The sequence below is a fragment of the Pseudomonas benzopyrenica genome (assembly GCF_036884265.1).
GTDB classification, from domain to species: domain Bacteria; phylum Pseudomonadota; class Gammaproteobacteria; order Pseudomonadales; family Pseudomonadaceae; genus Chryseomonas; species Chryseomonas benzopyrenica.
In genome coordinates this window covers 2,369,231-2,393,818 of the sequence record NZ_CP145723.1, presented here as the reverse complement: position 1 = coordinate 2,393,818, position 24,588 = coordinate 2,369,231, and the positions used below count along the sequence as shown (strand labels likewise).

The following is a 24,588-nucleotide window of genomic DNA, read 5'->3' as shown; positions in this document are numbered from 1 at the left end:
TCAGAACTCCGCCGCGCGGCCGGTACCGAGGTCGCGAACCAGGCGCAGGTCGCCGCCCTCATGGCGTTCGGCGTCGGTGGCCAGGATGTTCAAGGCACGGGCGAGCTCGCGCAGCTCGGCGGAGGTCCAGTAGTCCTCTTTACCTAGGGCGCCGTCGTTGGAAACGATCAGGGGCTGGCCGGCGTTGCGGTGCAGGGTGACATCGAGCTGGCGGCGCATCAGTTGGCCTCCCCGACGCCGGCGGCGCTCAGGATCGTCTGGATGAAGCCGGTGATGGAGGCCAAGTCGATAACAGCGTTGATCACCACCGAATCGTCGACGTCAGGCAGATTCCATAGGTAGTGGGCAAGAGTTGCGCTGAGATGAGCCGCGTCGCGTGGGCGGGCTGTCAGCTGCTGCAGACCGCCAAGGACCAGCGGATGTGTTTCGACGATCGCGCGTAGAGCGGGAGAGCCGTCCAGGAGGATGGGATGCAGAGTCATTGGGCCGCCTCCTGATTGCTCAGCTGAGCGCGGATCTGGGCGGCGGTCTGGTGGGCGGCGAGCATGGAAGGGAAGCGCTGCAGGATGGCAACGCGGCGCTTGTCGGTGTCCTCGATCCGGAGGAAGCGCGGTTCGTTCCAGTGCTGGTTGACGATGTAGTCGGCGCGGCCCTGGAGCCAGCGGGCGTAGGTTTCGGCGACTGCCGGCGGCAGCTCGATCTGGAGGGAAAGGGTGTTCGGCATGATGTTTCTCGCTGCAAAAAAGCGCAGTTCACCCATACCCACGCAAGGCGGGCATGGATCAGGTGGTCAGGGGCTTAGCGGGCGGCGGGCTGTCGCGTGCCTGGGTCTTCGTCGATGAGGGCGTCGAAGATCTCCTGCACGGGGATGCGGTAGCGCAGACCGGTGGCCGGGTTGACCAGGACGACGACGTCGCCGGTGCTGGCGTCGACGTCCAGGAAACGGTGGCCCTTGAGGGCTTCGAGATGATCAGTGGCGCGGACGACCAGGCGCTCGGCGGTGTGCGACGGCACGCCCATCAGCTGCAGGTGCTCGATCGCTGCATCCTGCAGGGCCTGGCTGCGGCCAAGGTGCTGGCTTTCGTGCTTGCGCAGGTAAGCCAGGGCAGCAGCCTGCATGGTGTCGAGGTAGTCGGCGGGGTGGTTGGTGGTGGTCACGATGCGAGGTCCTCTCTGATGGGCTGATGGTCTTCCTGGTCGGCTTCCAGCAGGTCCAACTGCTGTTCACCTTTCTTCTGCGCGGCGAGGTACTGGTTGTAGCGATAGACGTGCGCCGCCATACGCACGTAATCCTCGTTTTGCATCGGCAACTGAGAGGGCGGAGAACCCGGAAGGCCGCTCCTGTTGGCGGCGTGGGTCAGCTCGGTGCGGCCCCAATAGCTTTGGCTGCATGGGACGAAGTCGCACTGGTACAGCTCGCGCCTCATGAAGATGTGTTCGAACCAACTGGTCCGGCAGATCAGGGGGGCGCCGCAGATCTCGCAGCGAAACCGCGTCTTCTTCGTCTTGCCAAATAGCTTCCACAAAAACTGCATCGTGACTCCCACCGCTTGCGCGGCTCCGGCCTGGCCGGGTTCTGGCGCTCCGCGCCGACTACTCGCCTGCCACCCTGGCAGGTCGTATGGGATCTGGGGCTTGAGGCTAGTTGGGTTTGCTCCTGGGCCGGCGAGCATGGAGCGTGACGAGCGCATGCAATTCTTCGCTGCTGCCGGCCATGTAGTGGCGGTGGGCGGCTAGGAGGGCAACGACCTCTTTCTCATCGATCACGCCGTCTTCAAGCGCTTCAGCAATCAGCTGGTTCAGCCGCCCACGCCTGACGGCTGTCTCCACGCCGCGGCTGTAGAGATCGAGATTGTCCAGGTCGCCCACCTCGGCCTGGCGCACGAAAAAGCCGCCGTATTGAGCGGCCAGGTAGTCCACCAGGTGGGTGGTGCCGGTCTCTTGCTCCAGCAGCAGGATCTGCTGGTCATTGAGCGGGCGGCAGCCGGCGGTCTCGTAGGCGTGGTTGTCGAATTTCTTGAGCGGCAGGCCGAGGCGGGCGGCGGCGCATTCACGACCGCCAGGGTAGGCGCAGATCACGGCGCTAATGACCTGACGGCGGGTTTCTAGGGCGGGGCGTTTCATCTTCCAGTATCTCCCTGGGGCGTTCGGCCCTATCGTTCTGCTGCAACTTGCGCCGGGATAGCTCCCTGCTTGATACCCAGCAGTACAGCGGCTCGATGCGCTTCGCCGCGAAGGCATTTCTTCTGCCCGTTAATCACCGCGTAAACGGTACTGGGGTTCAGCTGATGCTGGATCGCGAAGTCCTTTACGGACATCCCCTGCATCTCCAGTCGGGCGCGGGCTTCTTTGCAGGCTTGGTCGGTAGCGTAGGTTTCGGCCATGGTGCAAAATCGTGTGATTATGGGTGGGTGATGCGCAGATTGGTCCGATATTTAGGACCTGTCAAGGGAGTAAGGTACGAATTTTATGACCATCGGTTCACGCTTGAGGGATGAACGGACGCGGTTACGCCTCAGCCAAACCGACTTGGCCGTGGCTGTTGGGATTGCTAAAAACACCCAGCTTGGTTACGAAAAAGGCGAGCGCAATCCCGATGCTAGCTACCTGATTGCGGTTGCTTCTCTCGGAATCGATGTCAATTTCGTACTCTTTGGGACACCTACGCCAACGACTGTGGACAGCCTCAATTCAGATGAGGCGGAGCTCCTGCGGCACTTTCGAGGAATGTCCGATACAAGCAAAGACGCCGCGCGCCGTATGGCCTTCGCCCTGGCTGCAGCAGACGGCGCACTGGATTCCGGCAAGGCGTAAGCCCTGTCGGCCCCGGCCATGGGGGCCGGGAAGCATGGATTCCACAAGGAGCAGTTCCATGACCCATCACTATCGCTCGCTCGCGAATTGCCTCGCTGCCTCCTTTTCAGGAGGTGTCGCATGGCGCTGACGCCCTGTAAGACCTGTAGCCACCAGGCGGCGCCGACGGCCAAGGTTTGCCCTGGTTGTGGGGTCAAGAATCCAGGTATCCGTCTGAAGCACTACTTCTACGGCCTGGCGTTCATCACGGTCGCGGCTTGGTTTTTCATCAAGGTTCTGGGTGCGCCGTCCGCTGCACATGGCGAGAAGATCACGGCAGAAGAGTACGGCCAGGATTGGCCCTTTACCGTGCCTGCCGTGCTGCTGGACTGCGAGCCACCGGCTTATACCGTGGTGCGCGTTGGCAACACCACCTACGCCGTCAATGGATCAGCACGGTCCAAGGCAGCGAAGATGGGCTGGCATGATTTGACCGAGATCTGGCGCGACGATCCGAAATCGGTTGGCACTGGCACGACCTGGAAAGTCCCGCCACCTACGGAGATGATCCAGCGAGCGCTTGCCCGCTGTCCCAAGTCCTGATCTGCAAGCCCGGCCTCTACGCCGGGCTTTTCGTATTAAGTAACCCTTAAGGGTTGGCGACCTAAGTCACAAAATGTACTGTATGCAAATACAGTAATGTGAGGGTCATGCAACCATGGAGCAGGTGAGTTATACCCAGGCAGAGCCGCGACAACGTCGAGAAGACGCTATGCGCCTGGTGGAGGTCGAGCGAGAATTGCTTGATGCCTTCCGTCACCTTTCCAGCGCCGATCAAGGGCGCATCCTGCTTCTGACGCGCAGCCTGCGGTGGGCTGCCGGTCCCTTACCTCACCGCCAGTAGACACCATTCGTCGCTCCGTCTGTTGACCTCTTTCTGAAGCCAGCACCTATACTGTTTAAACGTACAGTATCAAGGTGCCATCATGGACGCTTTCAAGACACGGGGTCGCAGACTCGCACAGCTCACGCTCTCCCAGGCGCGGCTGAAGATCACCGGCTTTCAGAGTCCGGCCGAGGATCATGCGCAGCTGCCGCTTTCGATCGATGAGGCGATTGGCTGGGGCGCGCCCAACCTCTGGCTCTGGCTGGTGAACAGCGAAGCCCTCGCGGGGCTGAGCATCCACCAGGGGGATGTCCTGGTCGTGGACCGTGCCGGGGATGTCGAGCCCGGGCGCGCAGTGATCGTGGTGGCCGACTGTGAGCACCGACTCTGCACGGTGCTCACCAGCCAGGAGCGGCAGCAACTGCTGGCCACGATCGGACGTGATGGCCACCCGCGGCCCCTCGATCTGATCGGTGAGGTAGAGCTTTGGGGCGTGGTCGACTTCCTGATGCGAGACTTGCGGCCATGAGCGTCTACGCGTTGATCGACTGCAACTCCTTCTACTGCAGCTGCGAACGGCTGTTCCGGCCCGAGCTGAAAGGGCGGCCGGTGGTGGTGCTGTCGAACAACGATGGATGCGTGATTGCCCGAAGCCGCGAGGCGAAGGCCCTGGGCATCGGTATGGGCGTGCCGTACTTCCAGAATCGGGCCTTCCTGCGGCAGCACCACGTCGCCGTCTTCAGCTCCAACTACGAGCTCTATGCCGACGTCTCCAATCGCGTGATGCGGACCATCCAGGGGATGGTGCCGGACCTGGAGGTCTACTCGATCGACGAATGCTGGGCGGACCTCACGGGCATGCCCGGTGACCTGGAGGCGCTCGGCCGGGAGATACAGGCGCGGGTGCACCGCTGGGTGGGCATCCCGGTCGGGGTCGGGATCTCGACCACCAAGACGCTGGCCAAGCTCGCGCAGTGGGCCGGGAAGACCTGGCGCGCTACTGGCGGGGTGGTAGACCTGACCGACTCGCTGCGGCAGGGGCGGTTGCTGCCGCTGGCGCCGGCCGGCGATGTGTGGGGCGTGGGCCGCAAGCTGACCACTCGCCTGCAGGGGCTCGGCATCACTACCGCCGAGGACCTGGCCCGGGCGGATCTATCGATGCTGCGCAAAGAGTTCTCTCGCGTCCTAGAGCGGACGGCACGGGAGCTACGCGGCGAGCAGTGGATGCGCCTGCACGAGGCGCCGCCGCTGAAGAAGGAGATCATCAGCTCGCGTATGTTCGGGCATCGGGTGTACCGCCTCGAGGCGCTGCGTGAGGCCATGGCCACCTACGTGACCCGGGCGGCCGAGAAGCTGCGCGAGCAGGGGTCGCTGTGCTCCACGCTGCTGGTGAGCGTGCAGACCGGCCAGCACGAGCCCGAGGACCGCCGCTACTACCGCAGCCTGGGCATCCAGCTGGCGCATCCGACCGACGATACCCGCATCCTGGTGCAGGCCGCGCTGGCCGGGCTGGACCCAATCTATCGCGAGGGCTACGCCTACTCGAAATGCGCCGTGGTGCTGGGCAGCATCGTGCAGACGGACGAGTTCACGCCGGATCTCTTCGCCCCGGCCGGGCAGGGGCGGCCTAGCGAGCTGATGCAGGTGGTGGACCGGATCAACGCGCGGTACGGGCGGGCGGCGCTGCACGTGGGGCGGGTGCCCGCCGATCCGGGGTGGCAGATGCGGCGGGAGCTGTTGTCGCGGGGGTATACGACGCGGTGGGGGGAGTTGCCGCGGGCGGGCTGAGCTCGTCGGGTCTGCTATTGCCGAGAAGGAAAAGCGGGTGGAGGCAAATGGGAGCAACGGCTGTAATACCTGACGAACGCCCTTGCGATTGTCATTGGACGATTCTAATCTGGTTATCGATGGATCTGATTGGCTTTGAACATGGAACGTTTCAACAGTCTGCTTAGGAGTTTTCATCCTAAGAGTCTCGCTCTAGCGGCAGCTCCTGTTCATTTGTCCTTCGATCTTCACCTCTAAAATTAGAAGAGTTCTTGAAGGATTTATTTGGAAATGAATAGCAGTGCCCTGATCTCTGAGCTCCGTACCAGAATGAATATAAACTACCTTCAATATATTCTTAGGGGGGCAGGAATACCAACGGCAAGAAGTTGGGCGCAGTTGGGGATGATCCTTGAGCAGGCCATTAATAAGGATCCTCGTCTCTATTCTCGCTTAGCGGACGCTCTTAAAGATCTGGCAGTAAATGACATGAAGTCTGTTGCCTATTTTTCTGTCACAAGCTCAGTAGGTCAAGTGCTCGCTGATGGGTTGAAAAATCTAAAGATTTCATCGAGTGGCTTGGCAAAAAAATATCCACTGATGGCATCTAGTGAAGAGCTGAGTTCGGCCACAGAGAAGTACGAGATCGTAGACGTATTTTCAGATGAGTTTGGTGTTGGATGTGTCCTCAGTAGACGCAGGCGGTTTGAGGTCTCTGAGGAATACACGAGGGAGAATTTTTCATCCGATTTGCCTGAGCGCTTCAAGGAATACGATAAGTTCGTAGCGACGAAGTATGTTTCGCGACAAACTTTTGATGTAATATACTACGATGTCGGGTTGAATGTATTACAGCTGCGGGCGGATGTAATGAGAGGGTCCGCAGTGCTTCAGACGGTCCAGCAGCAAAGAAAGTCTAACGAGGATCTTCGGACATTTTCCGGGGTTGTCTTTGGTGCTACAGTTTATAATTCTGGAATTGGGCTTCCTCTTAATCTTCTCCCTCTGATTAAGAATATCTATTCTGATCCATCTGGCGCTATCAAAAAGCTTGGTTTTCGTACAGAGTCGGATTCTGTAAAACACGAAACCATGCAGGGCGGTAGGGATCTTCGAACAGAAGAGTTTCATTTGAATGGTGCCAAGGCTATTGACCACAAAATTATGCCTTTCGAAATCTCCATCATCTGGCATAGAAAAGATATAGATGGTACAGATTCAATACCTGAGTTGTTTATTCCAGGTAGTTGTAGAGAGGCTATGAAACTAGGGGCGCGGTACGATCACGCTATCGTACGTGGTATCAAGTACGCAAGTGACAACCGTTTCGTAACTCAGAAAATACTGACTTTGATGCCAAAAAATGAACATCGGCCAAGTGCGTGAAAAAATCGAAGCAGACCTCGCCGTCCTTGGGTTGAACGATTGTTGTAGGAGCATCTTCGACGCTGCGATAGAGTCTCCTATAGAAAACCCGGTCTTCACATATGAGGCTCTTCTCGGCTTTACTCATAGAAGCTGTTCTTTGGATCAGCTTCAAAGGTGTCTCAACTATTTGAAGTCCCCGCCCCTTTCAGTTTTCGAACAGAAGTATCAGTTTGTAGAGGATAGTGGTGAATTCTATTATTTAGATGTTGAGGCATTAAGAGATGCTGCGGAGAATGGCGTTCTAGCACATCCACATTATAGTTATAATGTGGATAACTACAAGCAGTATGTTTATGTTGTGTTTGTTTTCTGTCGAGAGGTTCTAGATCGTGAATCTTGAGACGATTATGAATCTCCCAGGCGGAAGTGTTGTTAGGGTGACCGTCGAAAGAGATTTGTCGAGGCCTAGCTATGATGATTTTTGCTGCGACGTCGAAGAGCACTTGATTAACGCAATTATTAACCTTGAGCAAAATAAATCAGTTTTTCATACGTTAGGTGAGGATCAGCTTTCTACCATAATTCTTACATGGTTGAAGGGTGCAGGTCTTGATGCTGAGCACGATAGTAATAGAAATGGCCATGTGGATTTTTTGGTAAAGTCTGGCAGGTTTAATTGGCTAGGAGAAGCTAAGTTAGATGATGGCCCAGCGTATGTAATGGAAGGCTTTCGCCAGCTTTGCGATCGCTACTCAGATGGTAATGGTTTTAGCTCTAAAGGAGCAGTTATTGTCTATACTAGTAAGCAAAGCAAGCTGGATTTTCTTGATGGCTGGATGGATTATCTTGTTAGCAATTACGAGATAGCCGTAGCGCGTCATGAGAGATGTTTGCAGACGCTGAGTGAAATAACATCCCACGTGCATCCTGCTACTGGATTGCGATACCAGGTGCGCCATTTTCCGGTTTCTATGTACTACAAGCCGACAGATAAAAGTGCCAGGAATTCAAGATCTAAAAAGAAAGCGTGATTTGACTACCTGAGCGCTGCAATCCATAGCCCCGGAGCCTTACGGCAGGGGGCTTTTTCATGCCTTGGATTCCTGCATCTTGCGCCACTCGCGATCCACCGCCCGCTTTGCCGTCGCCTTGGTGGCGTACAGATGCCGCAGCCGCCGCGGCTTGCTCTGGTCGCCCGCGGTGAGGGTGTGCTCCTTGCCGGTCTTGGGGTCGCGGTAGTAGGCGATTATGCCGGTGTAGTCGCCCTGGATCTCGTCGACCAGGTCGGCGACCAGGTCCTCCGGCAGCTTGGCTTCCAGCTCCAGGCGCGTGGTGTAGCCGCCGTCCGCGGTGAGGCTGTGCTGCACGTTCCCCCCGTACCAGATGATGGCGTCGATCTCGGCCTTCACGCCCTGCAGGGTGTAGGTGAGCTCGGGCATGAGCTCAGGGCGGCCCAGGGCCAGCTGGTAGGTGAGGGTGGCGGTACCGCGCTGCAGGCGGTTCCACTCGGCCCGGGCGGCGCGCAGCGCGGAGAGCTCGTCGGCGTAGGTGTGGCGCAGGTCCTTCACGTTCTCGCCGCCGCCGGCTATGGCCTCCTTCTTCTTCGCACTGTTGACGTCGTAGTAGAAGGCGCGCACGGCGTCGTAGCTCTCGCGGTCGGCCTGGAGGTAGCTGTGCTGGTCGCCGTCCTTGCGGGTGAGGGTGACGTGGCCCAGGTCGGCGCCGCTGACCGACTTGCCGCCGCCGGCTGGGAGGAACAGCAGCCGGCCAGCCTTCACGGTGGCCACCGCGTCGTAGTCTTCACCCAGGCGGGTGAGGAGGTTGGCGTCCGATTCGCCGGTCTGATCCAGCTGCAGGATCTTCTGCGCCTCGAGGTCGCGCGCGATGAGCGGGGTGAGGCCCTGGCGCGCGGCCAGGACGCGCAGCACGGCGCCCAGGGTGGTGGCACTGTAGCTCTGGTCCCGCTTGGTCTTGAGGCCCTTGCGCAGGTCGGCGCTGCGGGCGCGGATGCTCAGCACGTCGGGAGCGCCGCTGTGTTCGGTCTCGTCGACGATGTAGCTGCCCTTGTCGATCAGTCCGGTAGTGGACCAGCCCAGCCAGAGGCGAATATTGGCGCCCCGGGGCGGGATGGCCAGCAGGCCGTCGTGGTCGGACAGCACCAGGCTCAGCTGGTCGGCCTCGAGGCCGCGGTTGTCCGTCAGATCCAGACTGATCAGCCGCGGCGCGACGAGGGCGCTAATGTCCTGGCCGTCGACCAGGATCTGGTAGCGGGCCTGGGCATAGATGGCGCCCTGGACCAGGTCGCGGCCGAGGGTGCGCAGCTGGCCAGTGGCGGTGTCGAGCAGCTCCTGGATCAAAGCAGTTTCCTCAGCAGGGTGCCCATGCCGGCCAGGCCGGCGCCGAGCAGCTCGCGGCCGGTGTCGTCGTCGACGCGCTTGAGGGCGATGCTGAATTCGATGCGGCGCGGGGTGCCATCCTGGAAGAAGAGCGTCTTGGTCTCGGTGATGCTCTCGATGACCCAGAGCCCGTAGATCCGCCCGCTGCCCTCGATCAGCGGCCAGGCGCCACCGGTACCGGCCATGTAGCGCAGCACGTCCAGGCTGCTGGGCGTGCCGGCGAGCTCCGGGGCGAGCCAGCCGGGCAGGGTGATGCTGTCGTCCCCCTTGCCGAGGAACTGGCGGGCCGGCGCCGCGCCCACGCGCGAGCTGCTGGCATGGCGGTAGTCGGTCTGCCGCTGCAGCTCCTGGTAGGCGAGGGTGTAGAGGCTGAAGATGAAATTGCCGAGGGCCATCATCATGGTGATCAGCTCCTGTCCTTGAGGCTGCTGCGGCCGCGGGCGGCTTTCTGGCTCTCGATGCGGGCCAGGGCGGCCTGGACCTCGCGGGCGATCGCCTGGGCGTCCGTACCGGCACCCGCGTTGATGGTGATGTTGTAGACGTCGCCGCCCGCCGGGGCAGCAGGGGCTGCCGCGGACATCGCAGGTCGGTCGTCGAAGGTGATGCCGTTGGCCAGCGCGGGGGTGGCGGCGGTGCCGATGCCCAGGGCGACCGTGCCGGCGCTGGCGATGCGCTTGGCGGTGTCGGCGATCTGGGCCAGCGGACTGCCTTCCCCCTTGCCCAGGCCGATGGCCAGGCCCTGCATGGTGAACTCGCCCAGGGAGGCGAAGACGCGGGACGGGGAGTGGATGTCGAGCTTCTCCTTGAAGAAGTTGATCGCGCTCTCGCCGGCGCCCATGACGGCGTTCTTCACCGCGCCTAGGCCACTGGTGATGCCGTTGACCAGGCCCTGCATCATCATGCCGCCGAGGTCGGTGAATTTGGCCGGGAGCTCGACGCCGAAGTAGCTCATCACTGCCGCGAAGGCGCGGTAGAAGAGCCCGATCGGCGAGAAGTCCAGGATCAGCTTGGCGATCTCAGCAATACCACCCGTGGCACCCATCTTCATCTCCTCCCACAACCCTCTGAACCACGGGCCAATAGTGCTCCAGTTGGTGTAGAGCAGGGCGCCCGCGGTGACCAGGCCGAGGATGACGGCGGTGATGGGGTTGGCCACCACTGCGGCACCGAGCAGCCGGAAGCCGGTGGCCACCAGCGGCAGGGCGGTTTTGCCGAGGTTGAACAGCAGACCGATCAGGCTCGGCAGGCGGATGCCGACCTGGGCAAGCATGAAGCGTAGCGCGAGGAAGGGGCCGAGCACGCCGGCAACGCCCAGGGCGACGGTGCCGAAGGCGATCGAGACGGCAGACAGCACCGCGGCCACCTTGACCAGGTTGCCGGCGAGGACCGGATTCTCGCGGGCCCATGCGCCGGTTTTGCCGGCGAGGTCGCCCAGCCAGGTGATGATTTGCTTGAGCTGGGGCGCAATGGCGGCGCCGAATTCGGACTGGGCGTTGGTGAAGGCGCCCGTCGCGGCCTCCCAGGTGTTGGAGAGGGTGCCCAACTGCTCATTGACGCGCATCTGCAGGTCGGCCTGGGCCTTCATCTTGCCCTGGACTTCCTGGTAGCCGGCCAGGCCCTTGGACATCATGGTATTGAGCGCAGTGAGGGTCTCGGAGTCGTCGCCGAACACCTGTTTCAGCACGCCCAGGCGGGTCTCGGTGTTGAGGCCCTTGAGCTTGTCCAGCTGGGCGTAGAGCTTCTCCATGCCGCCGAATTCGCCCTTGCCGTCGGTGAAGTCCAGCTTGATGCCCTTGTCCTTGAGGCCCTTGTTGGCCTTGCCAACCTTGTCCGTATCCATGCCCATCTGGAAGATCTTGCGTAGGGCATTGCCGGCAGCTCCGCCCTCCATCCCGGTCTGGTCGAGCTGGATCAGCAAGGGAGCAAGGGCGTTGGCGGCCTCGAGGCCTTCCTTCTTGATGATGTCCAGCGCCGGGCTGATCTTGCTGAAGCCTTCCAGCATGTTGTTGGATTCGACGCCCAGGTAGAAGCCGCGCTGGATGGTGTCCATCAGGCCCATGAGGTCCTTCTCGCTGGTGCGGGTGGCGTCCTGCATCTTGGACGCGAACTCCGCGGCCTCGGTGACTGGCATCTTGAGCTGGACCCCCAGGTAGGCGGCCGCCTCACCCAAGCCACCGAGAATGGTCTTGGCCGCCATCCCCTGGCGTACCAGCATGGTCATCATTTCCTGGAATTCGGCGGTGGTACCGGGCAGGCGATCGCCCAGGCGCGTGGCCAGGTCGGAGATTTCCTTGAATTCCTTGGGGACTGAGCCATCGCTCTGCATCAGCGAGGCCCGCAGCTGGGTGGCGGCGTCCTCGGCCGGCGCGAAGGCCTTGATCATGCCCAGCACCGGGCCACCGATCGCGGCGCCGGTGGCCGCCGAGCTGGCCCCGGCCATGGCGGCGTTGCCGGCGAACTCCTGGCCGCGTTTGAGCTTACCGCGGGCGCTGGCCAACTTCTCCTGGGTGCGATTGAGGCGCTCGAGCTTGTTCTTCTGGGTGTCGATCGCCGCATTGGCGCTGCTGATCTGCGCCTGCAGGCGCGCCTGGGCGCCGCCGAGGTCGCGGGTGTCGACGCCACTGGCGCGCATGATCGGCAGCAGGCGCTGCAGCTCGGTGCGCTGGGCGGTGTGCTTGGCCTGCAGCTTGTCGACAGCTGCCGCCGCGTTGGCGAAGGTCTTCTGGAAGGCGGCGGACGGGGCGTCCATGGCCTTGAGCTGCTCGCGGTAGGACCGTAGCTTCTCCTGGCCCTTGGCCAGGGCCTCGGCGCTCTGGCGCACCGCCTCGCGCTGGCGCTGGTAGGCGCTGATGTCTTGCTGCTGCTGGTTGAGCTCTTTGACCCGGTCCCGGGCAGCTTTGAGTGCCCGGGCGGTCGCGTTGCCGCCCCCGGCGATGCGTTTGAGTGGGGCCGTGACCTTGTCCAGGGCGGACAGGAGGACGCGGATCTGCAGGTCATTGGCCATCGGGGGCGACTCGTTTGCGGGCGCGTTCGCGCCAGTCCATCAGTTCGGAAACGCTCAGCTGATCGAGCTCAGCGGGGTGCCAGTGGAAGGTGATGGCGAGATCCGCCATCGCATCCTCTACGTGGCGGGGAAGAGATCCGCCTTCATGGACTTCTTGAGCAAAAAACTGGCGACGACACTCCCGGCGTCGACCAGGTCGGCGGGATCCATAGCGCGGACCTCGGCCTCAGTGAGCGTCGGGGTGCTGATGCGCGGGATCACGCGGACGATGGCGTTGACGTCCATCTGCAGCAGGTCGGACAGGGTGATGCCGCGCAACGCGCCGGCGTTGGGCTTGCGCAGGGCGATCTGGTCGATGGTGGTGGTGCCGCGGACGATGGGCTGGTCTAGGACGATGACGTTCTCGGGGGTGGTATCGCTCATGGTGGTGCTCCAGGGAATAGGCTAGGGATTGCCCGCCGGGGCGGGCTGGAAAAGGGGCGGGATCAGATGCCGAGCGAGGCGCGCTGCTTGGCCAGGCGGTCTTCGCCGCCAACGATCTCGATGAAGTTAAGGAGGTCGATCTCGATCACGGTCTCGCCGTCCACGATCAGCTTGTAGTAGCTGCCGGCGGTGGTGATCTTGTGCTCGGTGTCCTCGCCGGCGCTGGCTTCACCCATCTCAATGGATTCGTGGCGACCACGGACGACGATCTCGACGGCGGTCTCCTCGCCGGTGTCGTCCTGCTGGTAGCTGCCGGTGAAGCGCAGGGGCACGGCCGCGGCGCCCACCGCGCCGAATTGCTTGAGGACGGTTAGGTCCAGGCCGCCCAGGGTCCATTCCAGCTGGATACCGTCGTCGGACATACCCAGGTCAGCCTTGACGGGGCCGTTCATGCCGGCGCCGCGGAAGGCTTCCATCTTGCGGCCGAGGGTCGGCAGGGTGACGGACTTGGCGACGCCAAGGTAGGAGTGGCCGTCGTTGAAAAGCATCATGTTCTTGAGTTTGCGGGGCATGGCCATGAGGGCAGCTCTCCAGTGCGCGCCCGTAGGGGCGCCGGGTGATCAGGATCAGGCGTTTACGCGGGTCGCGAAGTCGGCCAGGTAGCGGTCTGTGATGCGCTGGCGCAGGGTCATGTCTTCCAGCGGCGGGACGGGGGTGTAGTCGTAGTCGAGCCACAGCTTGCCGGCCTTGAGGGTGCTGGCAGCGTTGCCGTCGGCGTCGTACCAGCACTCGCCGCCCAGCAGGTAGCCCTGGCGGGTCAGCTCGCGGAATTTGGCGTTGATGCCCTCGACGATGTCGCGTACCAGGCTGGGGTGCATCGGGCGGTCCACGGCCCAGAAATGCGCCTCGGCCATGGTGTCGGCCAGCACCTGGGCGGTGCGGGTGTAGTTCTCGAAGGTGAAGAGCGCGTCGTCGCTGCAGGTGCGCGAGCCCCAGAAGCGGTAGCCCTCGTGGTTGATCAGCGTGGTGATCTGGTTGCCGTTGAGGTAGTCGCTGTCGGTAGCGGTGTTCTGCAGGTCCCAGAAGACATCCTTGGACACGCCGGTGACGCCGGCCACGGCGACGTTGGAGAGGGTCTTGTGCCAGCCGGTCTCCTGGTCGATCTGGGCACGCAGGCCCAGGGCGCGGGCGGTGGCGGCCGCGGTGACGGTCTTGTTGTCGGCGGTCGACCAGGCCAGGAAGTCCGGCCAGTGGAGCATCAGCTCGCGGGCGCTGAACTGGGTGCGGTAGGCGACGGCCTCTTCCTTGGTGGCGCAGCCATAGCAGCTGGCGTAGACGAAGGCGCGCAGCTGCTTGGCGATCGGCAGCAGGGCGGTGGTCACGGCCTGGGTGTCGAGCCCGGGAATGCCCAGGATGCGCGGCGTCACGCCGAGCTTGGCCTTGGCCGCGAGCAGGGCCTTCATGCCGGTGTATCTGCCGGCGACCACGCCGCCGATCAGGTTGGACTGCAGCTCCGCCGCGCTGGCGCCGTCTGCGACCCGGACCACGACCACGACGGGCTTGGACTGGTCGGCGATCGCCTGCAGGGAGGTGGCCAGGGTGCCCTTGGTGCCGGCCTTGCCGACAGCGGCCTGGACGTTGGTCAGCAGGACGGGCGTGTCGAGCGGGAAGGTGGTGGCATCGGCATCGCTGCCGGTGCAAACCATGCCGATGACGGCCGTGGAAACGGTGGAAATGGAGCGGGTGCCCTGATTGATCTCGAGGACACGCACGCCGTGATGGAAGTCGACCATGGAAGGTTGCCTGCGCAGGTGGGTAGGTGACGCTGCACAGGCTGGCGGATCCGCGCGCGCGGGTCGCGCGGCGGGTTGTGTAAGAGGGGGGGCTACAAAAGCGGAACCAGGTTCGAGGCCCAGCGCACAGTCTTGGCCAGCTGCCCCGGGCTGTAGCGCTGCGGCCGCTCCAGCTCCAGGACGTGGGCGCAGAACTCCGAGCAGAACCAGCGCGACCGGCTCTGGATGCCGGCCGGCAGGATCTGGCTGCCCAGAACGCCCAGCCAGTCATAACCCGCCCCGGCCTCCCGCTCTAGCAGTTGCTCGACGTGGGCGGGCTGGATCCAGGGCAGGAGCAGAAAGTTCCAGACCGCTGGATCCGGCTCGATCACCTTGGCGCGCACGCCGCCGTTCCTGGGCGAGCTACTGACGAAGCGGCCGTCCGGCAGCACCAACTCGCAGTGCGAGTAGGGGCTGCGCGTCCAGGCGCGGATGGCCCGGTCGTAGAAGTCGCCCGGCGCCTTGTACAGCGCGAGGCGGACCATCAGGCAGCGGGTTCAGCGGATGCCGGCTCAGCCTGACCCGGCCAGCCGGCCGAGCAGTCGTAGCTGGCAATCGTGAGCACGTCCGTCAGGGCATCGATCGCCGCGTGATGCTTCATTTCAGCGCTGAAACAGCCCTGAACGTGAGCCACCACGGCGGCGCCGATGGCCTTTAGCTGCTCGTAACTCAGCGTCACGAAGCCGCCCGCCGACTTGAAGTCGACCGACTTGATGGCATAGCGCTCCATGTTGCTCAGCGCGGTATCGATGCGGGCCTGATCATCCGTGGCGGTGAGGATGCGGGTGCCGTCGGCCAGAGTGATGCCGCCGGTTTCGACCTGCCAGCGGCGCTCGGTGGCCAGTGCCTTGACCTGGTCGCGCAGGCTGTCGAGCGAAGGCGGCAGGATCTGCTCGTCCTCGGCGCGGTACTGGCTGCCCACAAAGGGCACCAGCGCTGCCGGTACCGGCAGCCATTTCAGCTCGACCGGATAGCGGCCGGCCGGGTCCCAGGTGATGAATTCGGCGCAACGGCCGTCGGTGTCGATACGAGTGTAGGTGGTTTGGTCCATGGCTTAGGCTCCCAGGTACTTAACGCGGACATAGCCAGAACGGCCGCCGAAGGACGCGGTTTGCGATTCGGAACTTGAGCCCGCACCGCCAGCGCCATAGCCGCCGCCATAGTTGGTGGTTTCTGCAGGCGTAGGCCCCCAGCCACCGCCGCCGCCACCAGCGCGGCCAGGGGTCAAGCCGCCGCGACCGTGCGTGATAGTTGAATCGAGACGCGAGTAGTATCCCGCACCCATGCCAGCACCTTTGCGCGAGCTCGAACCAAATTCGGCGCCGTCGCTACCGTCTGAACCGCCCGTGGAAGTACCAGTCGAGGACTGGATACCCGAGGCACCGCCCGAGCCACCCGCGCCGCCATTGGTGCTCAGGGCCGCCTTTCCACCGGCAGCACTGAGCTCCGTGCCGAATGAAGACGTACCCCCGTCGGTACCAATGGTGCTACTGCCCACAAAGGTCGTGCCGCCGGAGCCCACCGCGCCACTCACTTGCTGGGCGGACTTGAGCGTTACCACCTTGCGGTCCGCGTAGCCGGAACCACCGCCACCGCCGCCACAGGCGTTGCCGGTGCTGTATCTACCACCGGCGCCGCCACCACCAACGACGATCACCTCATACTGCCCATCCGCAGGCGGGGTGAAGCTGTAGGCGCCGGGCGTGGTGAATTCCCACAGCGACTGGCCAATCACGTTGACGTTGATCGTTGCGCCGGTGCGGGCGCCTTTGGCGTCCACCGCGTAGACGGTGAAGCTGCGCGGGTCGCTCGGCACGGTAGTGGCTGGCGCCGTCAGGGTCACCGATTCGTTCGGTGCGATGCCGCTGGTCTTGCTTGCGGTAAAGCCGCTGCTGCCGAAGTCGAACGTGTAGGTGATGGCATCGCCGTCGGCGTCGGTCGCGCCGCTAAAGCTCACGGCCTGGCTGGCGGCCTGCTGCATCCCCGACGGGACGGTATGAGCAAAGGTCGCCATGCTCGGGGCGTTGTTGTTGGTGATGGTCAGCACCACCTGGCGCGGGGCCGAGCGGTTGCCGTCGCTGTCGATCGCCTCGACGGATACCTGCCGCGTTTCGCCGACGGCGCCCTGCACCTGCAGGGTAAGCGAGGCGCTGCCGTTGCTGGCCACGGTGTTGACTTTGGAGCCGTCCGGCTTGGTCCAGTCAAAGCTGGCCACCGTCACGCCGGACAGACGCGAGGACGCTGCAGCGGTCAGCGTGAAGTTGGTCGCCGGGGTGACGCTAGTCGATCCGGTCACTGTCGGTTGAGTGACGACGCGGGTACGAGGCACAGCGGCCAGGCCGGCGTCGGTCTCGGTCTTGGTGTAGGCGTCGCCGATGCCTGCCGCCGCCAGGGTGGCCGGGCGGCCGGTCACGGCGGCCAGGTGGCGCAGCTTGATCGCGCCGCCAGTCACCAGCACCTTGAGGCGGAACTCGCCGGTCGCCGGAACCTGATAGGTGTAATCGGCCATCCCGGCATCGGTCACGCCGGTGGCGACCTGCTGCAGCAGCGGGGCCTCTTTCCAAGTGGCGTTGTTCGCGTCGATGAAAAAGAGCCGGGTCTTGGCCGCGCTGGCCGTGCGACGGATCACCACCAGGTGGTTGCCCAGGGCGCTGGACAGGGTCATGCCCTTGGAGAAGTAGAGCGAGCCATCGGCCGCCGCGGCTTCACCGACGCTCAGCGCCCAGTTGGTGCGGGACAGGGTGGCCATGTTGTCGTAGGTCGCCAACAGCACGCCGGTGATGCGGATCCGCTTGCTGGTCAGGATCTGCGAGACCTTGACCACCTCGGCGCCGGCGGCTCCCGCGATCACGTATTCCTGGCCGAGCTGCAGACCGGCGGTGGTCTCGAGATCGATCGAGTCATCGCCGGCGACGGCGCTGGTTACCGCGACCGGGTCCAGATCACGCTGGGACCAAGCCGGGGTGAACAGCTCGAGGGCCATGCGGCTTGCGCCATACAGCCAATTGAGGCGCATGGCGCGATCGAGCGCGGCCGAGCTGGTGATCTCGACGCCCTCGAGGCGATCCTCGAAACCGGCCAGGCCCTGGCCGACGGCGTTGATCGCGTTGCGCAGGAAATGGTCATTGCTCAGCAGCGCCTGATACTGCGGGTTCCAGCTGTCCGGGTGACCCGGCGAGCTGGTGGTCAGCGCGGGCAGCGCTTCGGTAAAGACCGGTTTCCCGGTCACGGTGAGTTGTTGCGTCATGGTGCTCTCCACTCAGTATTCGAAGACCAGCTCGAAGGTGATCTCGGTTTCGGGTTCCAGCTCTTTGGCGGCGACCACGCGGCGACCCATGAGGGTGCCGTCGGCCGCGAACACGGCCACCTCGCGGGTGACGTTGAGCCCGGTCGCCGAGCCCTTGAGGACGCCGGTGACCGTGAGGCGTACGCCATCCACGGAGGTGGTACAGGCCACGCGCAGGAATTCGGCCTGCAGCGCGGTATCGGTGTCGGGGGAATAGGGGCGGTCGCCGCTGCCAAAGGCCAGATAGGCGGCCTTGGGGATGGCACCTCCCTCGGCCACGGCCAGGGCAATGCGGTGGCGGTAAGCGGTCGCGGCCGCAACGGGGGTAAGCATCTACAGCACCTCTCGGGTGGTGGAGCCGTCGGCATGGCGAACCGTGGCGATGGCGGAGAACCAGACGCCGACCTGGCCCGGGACGCAGCCCAGGTGCCAGGTGCCGTCCAGGCGGCGCTGGCCGAGGGTGGCCAGCAGGGGGTAGTCCAAGGCGTTGCGACCATCCAGGCGCCGCTGACCCGTCAGGCTGGGGCCGTCCAGGTACCACTGGCCGTCGAGGGCAGCGGATTCCAGCAGCGGGCGGGGCGGATCGCGGCGATCGCCGCCGGCGCCGGCCAAGGACAGGCGTGTGCGGCCCCGCGCGGCGAAGCTGGCAAAGCCGGCATTCAGCGGCAGCCCGGCTGGCTGGGTGCCTTCCAGATCCAGGGGGCCGCCGAGCGACCAGGTGCCGTCCAGCAGCAGGGGCGCCTCTTCACCCTCGATTAGCCAGCAGCCGTCCAGGACGCGCCAGCCGTGGACGGCCAACCGTGTGCAGCGATCGAAGCGGGTGCGGCCCCTGATCCGGGCGTCGACCAGACGGATGCTGGCGTCGAAGTCCAGCCGCGCGTGGACCAGCAGGCCGCGCAAATGGCTGCGCTCAGGCGCATAGAGGCCGGCCAGGCGGCGGACGGCGCGTTGCTGCTCGCGCGTCCAGAGCCCCTCGCCGATGTTGAGGCGGATGGCGTACTCGGCCCAATGGCTCAGGGCGAGTTGGCCGACGTCGGTGATGGCCACGGCCTGCGGTGTGATGGTGCTCTGGCCATCTATTACCCAGCTGCCATCGAGCAAGCGGCCACCGACAGCGGACCACTGCTGGCGATAGTCCTGGTACTCGATCAGGGTCGAGCCGGGATAGCCCACGGTGGCCAGGGCCTGCTTGAGCGCCCAGGGCGTGCCGCGCTTGCGGTGCCAGGTGATGGCATTGGCGATCAGACCGCGCTGCTGTGCTTCGTTGCCGGCCAGGCTCCAGAAGTCGACGCTCAGGGCCCAGGCGAGCCAGGGCAGCAACTCGGCCGGACAGGTCTCTGCGTTCCAGAGCGTGCCGATGCGCACCGGGAGGTCCAGCGGCGCCGAGGCTGCCAGCGCCCGCTCGAGCGCGGTGGCATTGGGCGGCAGCAGGGTGGCGTCAGCCATCGACGGCCACCCGCGTGAGGGTCAGGCGCGTGCAGCTCAGCGCCTGGGTCGGGTTGACCTCAAGGTCGGCCAGCGGCGATTGCAGGGCGACGCGACTCACGCCGGGTTGATGCAGGGCGGCATAGAGCGCAGAAAGCCGCAGCGGTACGCCGAGACGGTGGCAGCTGTCGGCATAGGCCTGGGCTGCTTTCTGAGCTGCGGCCATCACCGGCTCCGGGGCGGGACCTTCGGGAATGTAGAGGGTCGCCGCAAGCACCCACTCCACTAGCGTGGCGCTCTGAACGGTCACGCTGTCATTGAGCGGGCGCACGTCCTCGGCGTTGAGGGCCTTGGCCACCACCGACAGCAGCTCGGGCGCGGCCAGGCCGGCGTCGTCCCGCGACAGGACGGTCACCCGCACCTGGCCCGGCAAGGGGCTGTCGACGGCTGCATCGAGCACGCTGGGGGTGGCCGACAGGGCGTGGAAGCGGTAGGCCGCGGCTGGGCCGGCGGTGCTGTAGGCGAAGGGCGCCTGGCGACCGCGCTCGCGGTAGTTCGGGTCCTGCTCATCGGGCAGGCGCTCGGCGCCGAGCAGGGCCAGCAGGTGATCGAGGTTGCTGCCGCTGCTGTACGCCAGCATGCAAGCCCGGGCGCCTTCGTTGATGCGCTGGCGCAGCAGCAGCTCGCGATAGGTGTTTTCCTGGAGCAGTTTGTTGAGCGGCTCCGACTCCAGCACCAAGCGCGTGGCCAGATCCGCCTGCTCTTCAGCCGGGTACAGGCTGATGAGGCGCGCCTTGCGGGCGGCCAGCAGCGTCTCGAAGTCGAGCGATTCGATGATGTCCGGCGCGGGCAATTGGCTGAGGTCGATGGTCGTGTAGGTGCCGGTCATCACAGGCCTCCCAGGATCAAAGGGGCACGCAGGCTGACGGCGGCGTCGTTGACGGTGCTGTAGCCCTCCAGGTCAACGAAGGCCTGGCCCGGGGCGTCGCCCAGGCTGATACCGATGTAGGTGAGGTTGAGGCGGGGCTCCCAGCGCAGCAGGGCGGTCACGGCGGTGGCCTTGGCCTGCAGGGCGAGGGCAGGGTTGAGCGGCTGGTCGAGCAGGCTGAACAGGTCGCAGCCGTACTCGCGGCGCATGGTCCGGGTGCCGATCGGTGTGGTGAGGATGTCGGCCACGGATTGCTGCAGGTGATTGAGGTCGGTGATGGTCAGGCCGGTGGTTCGGTTCATGCCGTGGGCGCTCCGGTCTTGCCATTACCGGGCTGCACGCCGCCGTGGGGATGCTTGACCAGGCTGATGCCGGCGGCGACCACGTCCTCGCTGACGGCTACCTTGCCGGTGACGGTCTGGTTGCCGGTCTGGGTGTAGTCGCCCTGGTGGTTGATCGGGCCGACGATGTTGATGCCGCCGGGGCTGGTCAGGTCGGTGACGCCACCCTCGGGCAGGACGGCGCGCAGGCGATGGGCCACGCTGTCGTACTCGACGACGGCGCCGTCCGGGTAGGTGCGGCGGTGCAGGCCGGCGCGATCGCCATTGGCAGGAATGAGGGCGCTGAACAGGCCGGTGATGGCGATGCCCTGGGCGGTCTGGCCGCTGGGGCTGAGGACCAGGACCTGCTCGCCTACGGTGGGCGGATCCCAGTCGCGGGTGGTGCCGGCGCGCAGGGCGGCCCAGGGCAGCCAGCCGGTCAGCAGGTCGCCGCTCTGAACCCGAACGCGGGCAGGGCGTTTGTCTGGGAGACTGCCATGGTCGACCTCGGCAACGGTGCCGAGGCGGAACAGGTTCTCGATGAGGCGGGAAAGGGCGGCGATGTCGGTCATGCCGCGGAGGATGGCGGTCGCGCGTGTGATACGCAGCTGGCGGAATTTGTAGCGGAGCGCTATACACAGACGTCAGGATCAGCCAACGAGGATAGCAATGGCGGAGGTTTTGGATTATCTCAAGGATAGGTATTCGGAAGAGCAAGCTCGTTTCACGCAGCTTGAGGAAAAGTCCGCTAAAATTCTTGGCTATCTTTCAGTTTTGATAGGGGTGCTTGGTGCAGCGCTTGGATTCAAAGATAGCGCGCTGCTATCTCCAAGTTCACTTGCAGAATGGCTGCGGTTGGCAGCATTTATAATTGCTCTCTTCTGTGTCGTTTGCTCTTGGGGGCATTCGCTTCTAGCGCTGAAGATTAATGACTGTCCGGTCATGCCAAGAAGTCGTGGTGCTATCGAGTGGATGACCTACGTTGAAAAAAGTGAATGGGAGAGGCATCTTGTCAATTGGTATGCTAATACGATTGATGAGCTTTCTTTCCAAAGTGACCGAAAGGCAAAGAATATAGGTTTTTGCTATAGCGAACTAACCTATAGTGCTTGGGCTTTAGGTATATTTGCAGTTATCGCAGCCACAATGGAGTTGATGAAATGAGCGATCGCAATGAGAAGCCACAAAACAATAGTAAGACGCCGCCGCCTCCGCCAGCACCAACTGAGTATGTACGCAGAGATAAACAGCCTCCGCTAGGGAACACGCGAGACAAGTAACACCATAGGGCGCTGCGAACCAGCGCCCTATACCAATTCGCTTAGAATCATTTCCGCTAAATTATCTATTTCCTCTTCGCTCAGTCCAATTAGCTCACGTCTGGCATAACGAACCTCGGGGGCTCCGCGTTCGGCGCGGTCTTTCAGGCCGTACTGGTGGACGCGGGCAATGCGGGAGACGCGACCGGCGAAGCCGATCACAGCCTGCTGCGGCGTGCCCTTGGCCTTAAGGTACTGAGCCATCTTGAGCCTCTCGAACATCCGCCGCTTGATGCGGCCCTTCTTGCCACGTAGATCCCGCGGCTTGCGCGCCTCGAACGGTGAGCCATCCGGGTTCACCTGGGCGCGGATCCGCTGCTGCTGACTGCGGCGCAGCTGTTGGGCAGCCTTGCGGGCCAGTTGGGCCCGGCCGCGGCCATCCAGCTTTTGCAGGAGCGGCGAGAGCCAGGTCTCCAGCGCCTCGAGGTCAGCCATCGCTGCGGCCCGGATGTGGCGTTTCCAGGGCCAGGGTGTCGCCGGCGGTTCCGGATTGCCATTCGGCAAGCAGCTCGCTGCCGGCGAAGACCTGCCAGGTGGCTGGTTCCTGGTACTCGGTATACGGGGACTCGGGCACGTGGCTCAGCTGATAGGTGTCGTCCGGCTGGCGTTTCACGACCACGCGCTCGGTGAGGGGCAGGGTGATCGCCAGATCCACCTTGGAGTTGTCCAGGATGTCGGCCTCGAAGCCGATGCCCTGGGCGGACTTGTCCAGGTTGACGAGCAGCTCGGACTGGTTCGTCCGGATCCAGGCCAGGAGCGGCAGCATCACCGCGTCCGGGTGGCCGGCGAAGTCGGTCAGGATGACCTGGAGCTCGTAGCCGTACTCCCAGGACAGGCTAGCCGCCGCGGTGCAGCGCAGCTTGCCCTTGTCGATGAAGATCAGCAGCCGGTCCGGGCTGTGGCGCAGCTCCGGCACGGCGGCGAGCAGGTGAGCACGCAGGCTTTCGGGCTTATTCATGGGCGCGCCTGCTGGGCGTCATAGACCATATCGACCTGGGCAGCGCAGTCGGCCCAGGCCGCTTCCAGGATCTCGCTGTCGCCCAGGAGCTCGCCGTTATTGCGCGGGTGGGTCGACGGCAGCTGGCAGCGCGTTACCACTGGACAGCCATTCACGGTAAGCCGTGGCTCCGGTGAGGACGGGCCGTTCGCGCAGCCGGCGAGCAGCAGCAGGCAGAGGCTGGCCAGCCCAAGCCTTGAGGTCGGCGTTTTCATCTTCGAGCTCCTGGATCCGGCGCTTGCGGACGTCGATCTCGCGGCGCAGGTCTTTCTGGGTGGTTTGCAACTGGGCCTGGGCGGCCCGCTGCTCGGTGAGGGTGGCGGTGAGGTGGTCGCGCTCGCTGGTCAGCTGGGTGACCTGGTCCTCAGCGGCCTCGCGCTGCTGGTTGGCCTGGTCTATGCGCAGGCCCTGCGCATAGAGGGTCAGGCACAGCACGGCGATCGTCAGCGCCAGGGCGAGCGCGAAGAGCGCCTTCGCCTTCCAGCTGATCATTGACGGTACCAGCCAGCGCGGTTCATCGCCGCCTGGTCCAGGTGCGCGAGCTCGCCGATCACCACGACAGCCCGCACGCCCGGCTTGGCTGTCTGGATGGCTTCGCAGAGGCGCTCGGCCTCCTCGAAGGAAGCGCCGACCGGCAGGATGAAGACCTCCCCATCCTGCGGCTCCAGGCGTTGCACGTCAGTGGCAGGTGTCATGCGGCGTCCTTAGCCGGGGCGGCGGCGCTGTAGCGGGCGAAGGCGCGCTCGAGCTTCACGTCGTAGAGATTGCGGGCGTAGGCCGGGCCGTTGTAACCGCGGGCGAAGTCCGCCCACTTGCCGGCCTTGAGTGCCTTGAGCAGCGCGGGATCCGCCTTGACGAAGCGGACGAATGCGTCGAGCTGCTCGGCTTCGCTGGCCTGCATGCGGGTGACGAAGTCCTGGACGCTGGCATAGCCAAGGTCCTGCCAGTGGTAGCCCATGACCTGGAACAGGCCCCAGCTGCACGACTCCAGCGCGCAGGCCTCGTCGATCTGGCGGGCCGAGGTCAGGCGCTGCCACTCGGCCGCGCCGCCGGCATAGCCGCCGGACTTCGGGTTGATCAGGTTCGGGTGGAGGCCTGCCAGGCGATCAGCCTCGGCCTGGTCGTGGGCCTTGACCAGGCGTTGGTAGAAGACGTGGCGCTCGAACAGGATCACCACCCGGCCGTTGTCCAGGAAGCCTTCGCCCTTGGACTCGACCTCATTGACCGCCTGAACGGCCGCGACGGGGATGCCCAGGGTCTTGGCGGCGCGCTCGAGGTCGGCAAACCCCAGGTGGAGCGGATCGCGCTTGCCCAGCAGGGCGGCGAAGGTCTTCGGGCCGGCGATGCCATCGGCTACCAGGCCGACCGAGCGCTGGAAGGCTGCGACGGCGTGCTCGGTGCCTTCGTCGTAGTCCCCGTCCAGGTCGACGGTGAAGCCGGCCGCGGCCAGGGCTTTCTGCAGGTCGCGCACGGCCAGGCCGTGGGCGCCAAGGATCAGAATCTTGGGCTGGTTCATTGCGTCTCCACCTTGCGTTCGACGAAGCGTTTGGCCGCGGCGCGAGTGCCCTCGACGCCCAGCAGTCCGATGATTCCGCCCCAAAAGGGGCCGGTACTGGCGGGGATGCCCAGCAGGGAGAGGCCATGGCTTGCGGCCAGGGCCAGGGCGCCACAGAGCGGCGCTTCGAGCAGCACGCGGCGCAGGGTGCCGCCGCCGTAGGCGATGCGCAGGGCGGCGATGACGCCAGCCACCAGCCCGGCGTAGAGCGCAGGCCAGTTGTCTTCGAGCCAGGCGGCGAGCCAGGCCCAGGTGTCGGGGCGGTCGGGCATAGGAGGTTTCTCGTGCA

35 protein-coding genes and 1 pseudogene are annotated in these 24,588 nt (G+C 64.1%); 7 read left to right on the top strand and 29 right to left on the bottom strand.

Annotation, left to right across the window (positions count from 1 at the left end):
* The 7 genes from V6W80_RS11275 to V6W80_RS11245 form a co-directional block, all read right to left on the bottom strand.
* Entirely contained in the window at positions 1 to 219 is a 219-nt protein-coding gene (locus V6W80_RS11275; protein WP_338547171.1) for a hypothetical protein, read from the bottom strand.
* The gene (locus tag V6W80_RS11270; protein WP_338547169.1) at positions 219 to 482 is read right to left on the bottom strand and encodes a hypothetical protein; all 264 of its coding nucleotides are present in this window, start codon (positions 480 to 482) and stop codon (positions 219 to 221) included. The genes V6W80_RS11275 and V6W80_RS11270 overlap by 1 nt, the downstream gene beginning before the upstream one ends.
* Positions 479 to 724: a hypothetical protein gene (locus V6W80_RS11265; RefSeq protein ID WP_338547167.1), complete on the bottom strand. Its 246-nt coding sequence runs from the start codon at positions 722 to 724 to the stop codon at positions 479 to 481. Before V6W80_RS11265 ends, V6W80_RS11270 begins: the two co-directional genes overlap by 4 nt.
* Before the next feature lie 74 nt (positions 725 to 798).
* Positions 799 to 1,158: a hypothetical protein gene (locus tag V6W80_RS11260; protein ID WP_338547165.1), complete on the bottom strand. Its 360-nt coding sequence runs from the start codon at positions 1,156 to 1,158 to the stop codon at positions 799 to 801.
* The gene (locus V6W80_RS11255) at positions 1,155 to 1,535 is read right to left on the bottom strand and encodes a hypothetical protein (protein WP_338547163.1); all 381 of its coding nucleotides are present in this window, start codon (positions 1,533 to 1,535) and stop codon (positions 1,155 to 1,157) included. Before V6W80_RS11255 ends, V6W80_RS11260 begins: the two co-directional genes overlap by 4 nt.
* A gap of 106 nt (positions 1,536 to 1,641) precedes the next feature.
* Complete coding sequence (locus tag V6W80_RS11250) at positions 1,642 to 2,124, bottom strand: YmfL family putative regulatory protein (protein ID WP_338547161.1); 483 nt, start codon at positions 2,122 to 2,124, stop codon at positions 1,642 to 1,644.
* A gap of 29 nt (positions 2,125 to 2,153) precedes the next feature.
* The gene (locus tag V6W80_RS11245; RefSeq protein ID WP_284670491.1) at positions 2,154 to 2,384 is read right to left on the bottom strand and encodes a DNA-binding protein; all 231 of its coding nucleotides are present in this window, start codon (positions 2,382 to 2,384) and stop codon (positions 2,154 to 2,156) included.
* Positions 2,385 to 2,469: 85 nt separating this feature from the next.
* Here V6W80_RS11245 and V6W80_RS11240 point away from each other — a divergent pair, with 85 nt between their 5' ends.
* The 6 genes from V6W80_RS11240 to V6W80_RS11215 all read left to right on the top strand — a co-directional run bounded on the left by V6W80_RS11240 (position 2,470) and on the right by V6W80_RS11215 (position 7,845).
* Positions 2,470 to 2,814, top strand: coding sequence for a helix-turn-helix domain-containing protein (locus tag V6W80_RS11240; protein WP_284670492.1), 345 nt, complete (start codon positions 2,470 to 2,472; stop codon positions 2,812 to 2,814).
* Between the two features lie 120 nt (positions 2,815 to 2,934).
* A complete protein-coding gene (locus V6W80_RS11235) occupies positions 2,935 to 3,396 on the top strand; it encodes a DUF2511 domain-containing protein (RefSeq protein WP_338547158.1) in 462 nt (153 codons plus the stop codon).
* A 383-nt stretch (positions 3,397 to 3,779) separates the two neighbouring features.
* Positions 3,780 to 4,208: a hypothetical protein gene (locus V6W80_RS11230; RefSeq protein ID WP_338547156.1), complete on the top strand. Its 429-nt coding sequence runs from the start codon at positions 3,780 to 3,782 to the stop codon at positions 4,206 to 4,208.
* Complete coding sequence (locus tag V6W80_RS11225; protein WP_338547155.1) at positions 4,205 to 5,467, top strand: Y-family DNA polymerase; 1,263 nt, start codon at positions 4,205 to 4,207, stop codon at positions 5,465 to 5,467. Before V6W80_RS11230 ends, V6W80_RS11225 begins: the two co-directional genes overlap by 4 nt.
* Positions 5,468 to 5,737: 270 nt before the next feature.
* Positions 5,738 to 6,832: a hypothetical protein gene (locus V6W80_RS11220; RefSeq protein WP_338547154.1), complete on the top strand. Its 1,095-nt coding sequence runs from the start codon at positions 5,738 to 5,740 to the stop codon at positions 6,830 to 6,832.
* 371 nt (positions 6,833 to 7,203) lie between these two features.
* Positions 7,204 to 7,845: a hypothetical protein gene (locus V6W80_RS11215; protein ID WP_338547152.1), complete on the top strand. Its 642-nt coding sequence runs from the start codon at positions 7,204 to 7,206 to the stop codon at positions 7,843 to 7,845.
* A gap of 57 nt (positions 7,846 to 7,902) precedes the next feature.
* On the opposite strand, the gene V6W80_RS11210 is transcribed toward V6W80_RS11215, so the two are convergent.
* The 15 genes from V6W80_RS11210 to V6W80_RS11140 all read right to left on the bottom strand — a co-directional run bounded on the left by V6W80_RS11210 (position 7,903) and on the right by V6W80_RS11140 (position 21,000).
* Positions 7,903 to 9,171 (bottom strand): phage late control D family protein, encoded by a 1,269-nt coding sequence (locus V6W80_RS11210; RefSeq protein ID WP_338547150.1) that lies wholly within the window; start codon positions 9,169 to 9,171, stop codon positions 7,903 to 7,905.
* Entirely contained in the window at positions 9,168 to 9,611 is a 444-nt protein-coding gene (locus V6W80_RS11205) for a phage tail protein (RefSeq protein WP_338547149.1), read from the bottom strand. The genes V6W80_RS11210 and V6W80_RS11205 overlap by 4 nt, the downstream gene beginning before the upstream one ends.
* A gap of 5 nt (positions 9,612 to 9,616) precedes the next feature.
* Positions 9,617 to 12,214 carry a phage tail tape measure protein gene (locus tag V6W80_RS11200; RefSeq protein ID WP_338547148.1) on the bottom strand — a complete coding sequence of 866 codons (2,598 nt, stop codon included), beginning with the start codon at positions 12,212 to 12,214 and terminating at the stop codon, positions 9,617 to 9,619.
* Entirely contained in the window at positions 12,204 to 12,323 is a 120-nt protein-coding gene (locus V6W80_RS11195; RefSeq protein ID WP_338547146.1) for a GpE family phage tail protein, read from the bottom strand. Before V6W80_RS11195 ends, V6W80_RS11200 begins: the two co-directional genes overlap by 11 nt.
* Positions 12,324 to 12,331: 8 nt before the next feature.
* A complete protein-coding gene (locus tag V6W80_RS11190; RefSeq protein ID WP_338547144.1) occupies positions 12,332 to 12,637 on the bottom strand; it encodes a phage tail assembly protein in 306 nt (101 codons plus the stop codon).
* Between the two features lie 62 nt (positions 12,638 to 12,699).
* Positions 12,700 to 13,215, bottom strand: a complete 516-nt coding sequence (locus tag V6W80_RS11185) for a phage major tail tube protein (protein WP_338547142.1) — start codon at positions 13,213 to 13,215, stop codon at positions 12,700 to 12,702.
* Positions 13,216 to 13,263: 48 nt separating this feature from the next.
* Complete coding sequence (locus V6W80_RS11180) at positions 13,264 to 14,430, bottom strand: phage tail sheath protein (protein ID WP_338547141.1); 1,167 nt, start codon at positions 14,428 to 14,430, stop codon at positions 13,264 to 13,266.
* Between the two features lie 92 nt (positions 14,431 to 14,522).
* Positions 14,523 to 14,954, bottom strand: a complete 432-nt coding sequence (locus V6W80_RS11175) for a hypothetical protein (RefSeq protein ID WP_338547139.1) — start codon at positions 14,952 to 14,954, stop codon at positions 14,523 to 14,525.
* Positions 14,954 to 15,520, bottom strand: a complete 567-nt coding sequence (locus V6W80_RS11170) for a DUF4376 domain-containing protein (protein ID WP_338547137.1) — start codon at positions 15,518 to 15,520, stop codon at positions 14,954 to 14,956. The genes V6W80_RS11175 and V6W80_RS11170 overlap by 1 nt, the downstream gene beginning before the upstream one ends.
* 3 nt (positions 15,521 to 15,523) lie before the next feature.
* The gene (locus V6W80_RS11165) at positions 15,524 to 17,716 is read right to left on the bottom strand and encodes a glycine-rich domain-containing protein (protein ID WP_338547135.1); all 2,193 of its coding nucleotides are present in this window, start codon (positions 17,714 to 17,716) and stop codon (positions 15,524 to 15,526) included.
* A gap of 12 nt (positions 17,717 to 17,728) precedes the next feature.
* The gene (locus V6W80_RS11160; protein WP_338547134.1) at positions 17,729 to 18,088 is read right to left on the bottom strand and encodes a hypothetical protein; all 360 of its coding nucleotides are present in this window, start codon (positions 18,086 to 18,088) and stop codon (positions 17,729 to 17,731) included.
* A complete protein-coding gene (locus V6W80_RS11155) occupies positions 18,089 to 19,201 on the bottom strand; it encodes a phage tail protein I (protein ID WP_338547132.1) in 1,113 nt (370 codons plus the stop codon).
* Complete coding sequence (locus V6W80_RS11150) at positions 19,194 to 20,069, bottom strand: baseplate assembly protein (protein ID WP_338547130.1); 876 nt, start codon at positions 20,067 to 20,069, stop codon at positions 19,194 to 19,196. The genes V6W80_RS11155 and V6W80_RS11150 overlap by 8 nt, the downstream gene beginning before the upstream one ends.
* Positions 20,069 to 20,410 (bottom strand): GPW/gp25 family protein, encoded by a 342-nt coding sequence (locus V6W80_RS11145; protein ID WP_338547128.1) that lies wholly within the window; start codon positions 20,408 to 20,410, stop codon positions 20,069 to 20,071. The genes V6W80_RS11150 and V6W80_RS11145 overlap by 1 nt, the downstream gene beginning before the upstream one ends.
* Complete coding sequence (locus tag V6W80_RS11140; RefSeq protein ID WP_338547127.1) at positions 20,407 to 21,000, bottom strand: phage baseplate assembly protein V; 594 nt, start codon at positions 20,998 to 21,000, stop codon at positions 20,407 to 20,409. Before V6W80_RS11140 ends, V6W80_RS11145 begins: the two co-directional genes overlap by 4 nt.
* Before the next feature lie 97 nt (positions 21,001 to 21,097).
* Here V6W80_RS11140 and V6W80_RS11135 point away from each other — a divergent pair, with 97 nt between their 5' ends.
* Positions 21,098 to 21,592 carry a hypothetical protein gene (locus V6W80_RS11135; RefSeq protein ID WP_338547125.1) on the top strand — a complete coding sequence of 165 codons (495 nt, stop codon included), beginning with the start codon at positions 21,098 to 21,100 and terminating at the stop codon, positions 21,590 to 21,592.
* Between the two features lie 143 nt (positions 21,593 to 21,735).
* On the opposite strand, the gene V6W80_RS11130 is transcribed toward V6W80_RS11135, so the two are convergent.
* The 7 genes and pseudogenes from V6W80_RS11130 to V6W80_RS11100 all read right to left on the bottom strand — a co-directional run bounded on the left by V6W80_RS11130 (position 21,736) and on the right by V6W80_RS11100 (position 24,571).
* Positions 21,736 to 22,182 carry a phage virion morphogenesis protein gene (locus V6W80_RS11130; protein ID WP_338547123.1) on the bottom strand — a complete coding sequence of 149 codons (447 nt, stop codon included), beginning with the start codon at positions 22,180 to 22,182 and terminating at the stop codon, positions 21,736 to 21,738.
* Positions 22,175 to 22,705 carry a phage tail protein gene (locus tag V6W80_RS11125; protein WP_338547122.1) on the bottom strand — a complete coding sequence of 177 codons (531 nt, stop codon included), beginning with the start codon at positions 22,703 to 22,705 and terminating at the stop codon, positions 22,175 to 22,177. Before V6W80_RS11125 ends, V6W80_RS11130 begins: the two co-directional genes overlap by 8 nt.
* Positions 22,702 to 22,959: an Rz1-like lysis system protein LysC gene (gene lysC, locus V6W80_RS11120; protein WP_338547121.1), complete on the bottom strand. Its 258-nt coding sequence runs from the start codon at positions 22,957 to 22,959 to the stop codon at positions 22,702 to 22,704. Before lysC ends, V6W80_RS11125 begins: the two co-directional genes overlap by 4 nt.
* Positions 22,883 to 23,236: pseudogene (locus V6W80_RS11115) on the bottom strand (Rz-like lysis system protein LysB); the annotation flags it as partial. The gene lysC and the pseudogene V6W80_RS11115, both read right to left, overlap by 77 nt.
* Entirely contained in the window at positions 23,233 to 23,439 is a 207-nt protein-coding gene (locus tag V6W80_RS11110) for a hypothetical protein (protein ID WP_338547120.1), read from the bottom strand. The gene V6W80_RS11110 and the pseudogene V6W80_RS11115, both read right to left, overlap by 4 nt.
* Positions 23,436 to 24,260: an N-acetylmuramidase domain-containing protein gene (locus V6W80_RS11105; RefSeq protein WP_338547118.1), complete on the bottom strand. Its 825-nt coding sequence runs from the start codon at positions 24,258 to 24,260 to the stop codon at positions 23,436 to 23,438. The genes V6W80_RS11110 and V6W80_RS11105 overlap by 4 nt, the downstream gene beginning before the upstream one ends.
* A complete protein-coding gene (locus V6W80_RS11100; RefSeq protein ID WP_027601400.1) occupies positions 24,257 to 24,571 on the bottom strand; it encodes a phage holin, lambda family in 315 nt (104 codons plus the stop codon). The genes V6W80_RS11105 and V6W80_RS11100 overlap by 4 nt, the downstream gene beginning before the upstream one ends.
* Between the last annotated feature and the right edge of the window lie 17 nt (positions 24,572 to 24,588).

Excerpts from the sequence above, each read along its gene's own strand:
- V6W80_RS11250 (WP_338547161.1), bottom strand. The coding sequence starts at position 2,124 with ATGAAACGCCCCGCCCTAGAAACCCGCCGTCAGGTCATTAGCGCCGTG.
- V6W80_RS11200 (WP_338547148.1), bottom strand. The coding sequence starts at position 12,214 with ATGGCCAATGACCTGCAGATCCGCGTCCTCCTGTCCGCCCTGGACAAG.
- V6W80_RS11240 (WP_284670492.1), top strand. The coding sequence starts at position 2,470 with ATGACCATCGGTTCACGCTTGAGGGATGAACGGACGCGGTTACGCCTC.
- V6W80_RS11190 (WP_338547144.1), bottom strand. The coding sequence starts at position 12,637 with ATGAGCGATACCACCCCCGAGAACGTCATCGTCCTAGACCAGCCCATC.
- V6W80_RS11140 (WP_338547127.1), bottom strand. The coding sequence starts at position 21,000 with ATGACCGACATCGCCGCCCTTTCCCGCCTCATCGAGAACCTGTTCCGC.
- V6W80_RS11220 (WP_338547154.1), top strand. The coding sequence starts at position 5,738 with ATGAATAGCAGTGCCCTGATCTCTGAGCTCCGTACCAGAATGAATATA.
- V6W80_RS11275 (WP_338547171.1), bottom strand. The coding sequence starts at position 219 with ATGCGCCGCCAGCTCGATGTCACCCTGCACCGCAACGCCGGCCAGCCC.
- V6W80_RS11170 (WP_338547137.1), bottom strand. The coding sequence starts at position 15,520 with ATGGACCAAACCACCTACACTCGTATCGACACCGACGGCCGTTGCGCC.
- V6W80_RS11175 (WP_338547139.1), bottom strand. The coding sequence starts at position 14,954 with ATGGTCCGCCTCGCGCTGTACAAGGCGCCGGGCGACTTCTACGACCGG.
- V6W80_RS11255 (WP_338547163.1), bottom strand. The coding sequence starts at position 1,535 with ATGCAGTTTTTGTGGAAGCTATTTGGCAAGACGAAGAAGACGCGGTTT.
- V6W80_RS11145 (WP_338547128.1), bottom strand. The coding sequence starts at position 20,410 with ATGAACCGAACCACCGGCCTGACCATCACCGACCTCAATCACCTGCAG.
- V6W80_RS11185 (WP_338547142.1), bottom strand. The coding sequence starts at position 13,215 with ATGGCCATGCCCCGCAAACTCAAGAACATGATGCTTTTCAACGACGGC.
- V6W80_RS11245 (WP_284670491.1), bottom strand. The coding sequence starts at position 2,384 with ATGGCCGAAACCTACGCTACCGACCAAGCCTGCAAAGAAGCCCGCGCC.
- V6W80_RS11160 (WP_338547134.1), bottom strand. The coding sequence starts at position 18,088 with ATGCTTACCCCCGTTGCGGCCGCGACCGCTTACCGCCACCGCATTGCC.
- V6W80_RS11195 (WP_338547146.1), bottom strand. The coding sequence starts at position 12,323 with ATGGCGGATCTCGCCATCACCTTCCACTGGCACCCCGCTGAGCTCGAT.
- V6W80_RS11265 (WP_338547167.1), bottom strand. The coding sequence starts at position 724 with ATGCCGAACACCCTTTCCCTCCAGATCGAGCTGCCGCCGGCAGTCGCC.
- V6W80_RS11225 (WP_338547155.1), top strand. The coding sequence starts at position 4,205 with ATGAGCGTCTACGCGTTGATCGACTGCAACTCCTTCTACTGCAGCTGC.
- V6W80_RS11150 (WP_338547130.1), bottom strand. The coding sequence starts at position 20,069 with ATGACCGGCACCTACACGACCATCGACCTCAGCCAATTGCCCGCGCCG.
- V6W80_RS11110 (WP_338547120.1), bottom strand. The coding sequence starts at position 23,439 with ATGACACCTGCCACTGACGTGCAACGCCTGGAGCCGCAGGATGGGGAG.
- V6W80_RS11230 (WP_338547156.1), top strand. The coding sequence starts at position 3,780 with ATGGACGCTTTCAAGACACGGGGTCGCAGACTCGCACAGCTCACGCTC.
- V6W80_RS11165 (WP_338547135.1), bottom strand. The coding sequence starts at position 17,716 with ATGACGCAACAACTCACCGTGACCGGGAAACCGGTCTTTACCGAAGCG.
- V6W80_RS11105 (WP_338547118.1), bottom strand. The coding sequence starts at position 24,260 with ATGAACCAGCCCAAGATTCTGATCCTTGGCGCCCACGGCCTGGCCGTG.
- V6W80_RS11180 (WP_338547141.1), bottom strand. The coding sequence starts at position 14,430 with ATGGTCGACTTCCATCACGGCGTGCGTGTCCTCGAGATCAATCAGGGC.
- V6W80_RS11100 (WP_027601400.1), bottom strand. The coding sequence starts at position 24,571 with ATGCCCGACCGCCCCGACACCTGGGCCTGGCTCGCCGCCTGGCTCGAA.
- V6W80_RS11125 (WP_338547122.1), bottom strand. The coding sequence starts at position 22,705 with ATGAATAAGCCCGAAAGCCTGCGTGCTCACCTGCTCGCCGCCGTGCCG.
- lysC (WP_338547121.1), bottom strand. The coding sequence starts at position 22,959 with ATGAAAACGCCGACCTCAAGGCTTGGGCTGGCCAGCCTCTGCCTGCTG.
- V6W80_RS11135 (WP_338547125.1), top strand. The coding sequence starts at position 21,098 with ATGGCGGAGGTTTTGGATTATCTCAAGGATAGGTATTCGGAAGAGCAA.
- V6W80_RS11270 (WP_338547169.1), bottom strand. The coding sequence starts at position 482 with ATGACTCTGCATCCCATCCTCCTGGACGGCTCTCCCGCTCTACGCGCG.
- V6W80_RS11205 (WP_338547149.1), bottom strand. The coding sequence starts at position 9,611 with ATGATGATGGCCCTCGGCAATTTCATCTTCAGCCTCTACACCCTCGCC.
- V6W80_RS11235 (WP_338547158.1), top strand. The coding sequence starts at position 2,935 with ATGGCGCTGACGCCCTGTAAGACCTGTAGCCACCAGGCGGCGCCGACG.
- V6W80_RS11130 (WP_338547123.1), bottom strand. The coding sequence starts at position 22,182 with ATGGCTGACCTCGAGGCGCTGGAGACCTGGCTCTCGCCGCTCCTGCAA.
- V6W80_RS11155 (WP_338547132.1), bottom strand. The coding sequence starts at position 19,201 with ATGGCTGACGCCACCCTGCTGCCGCCCAATGCCACCGCGCTCGAGCGG.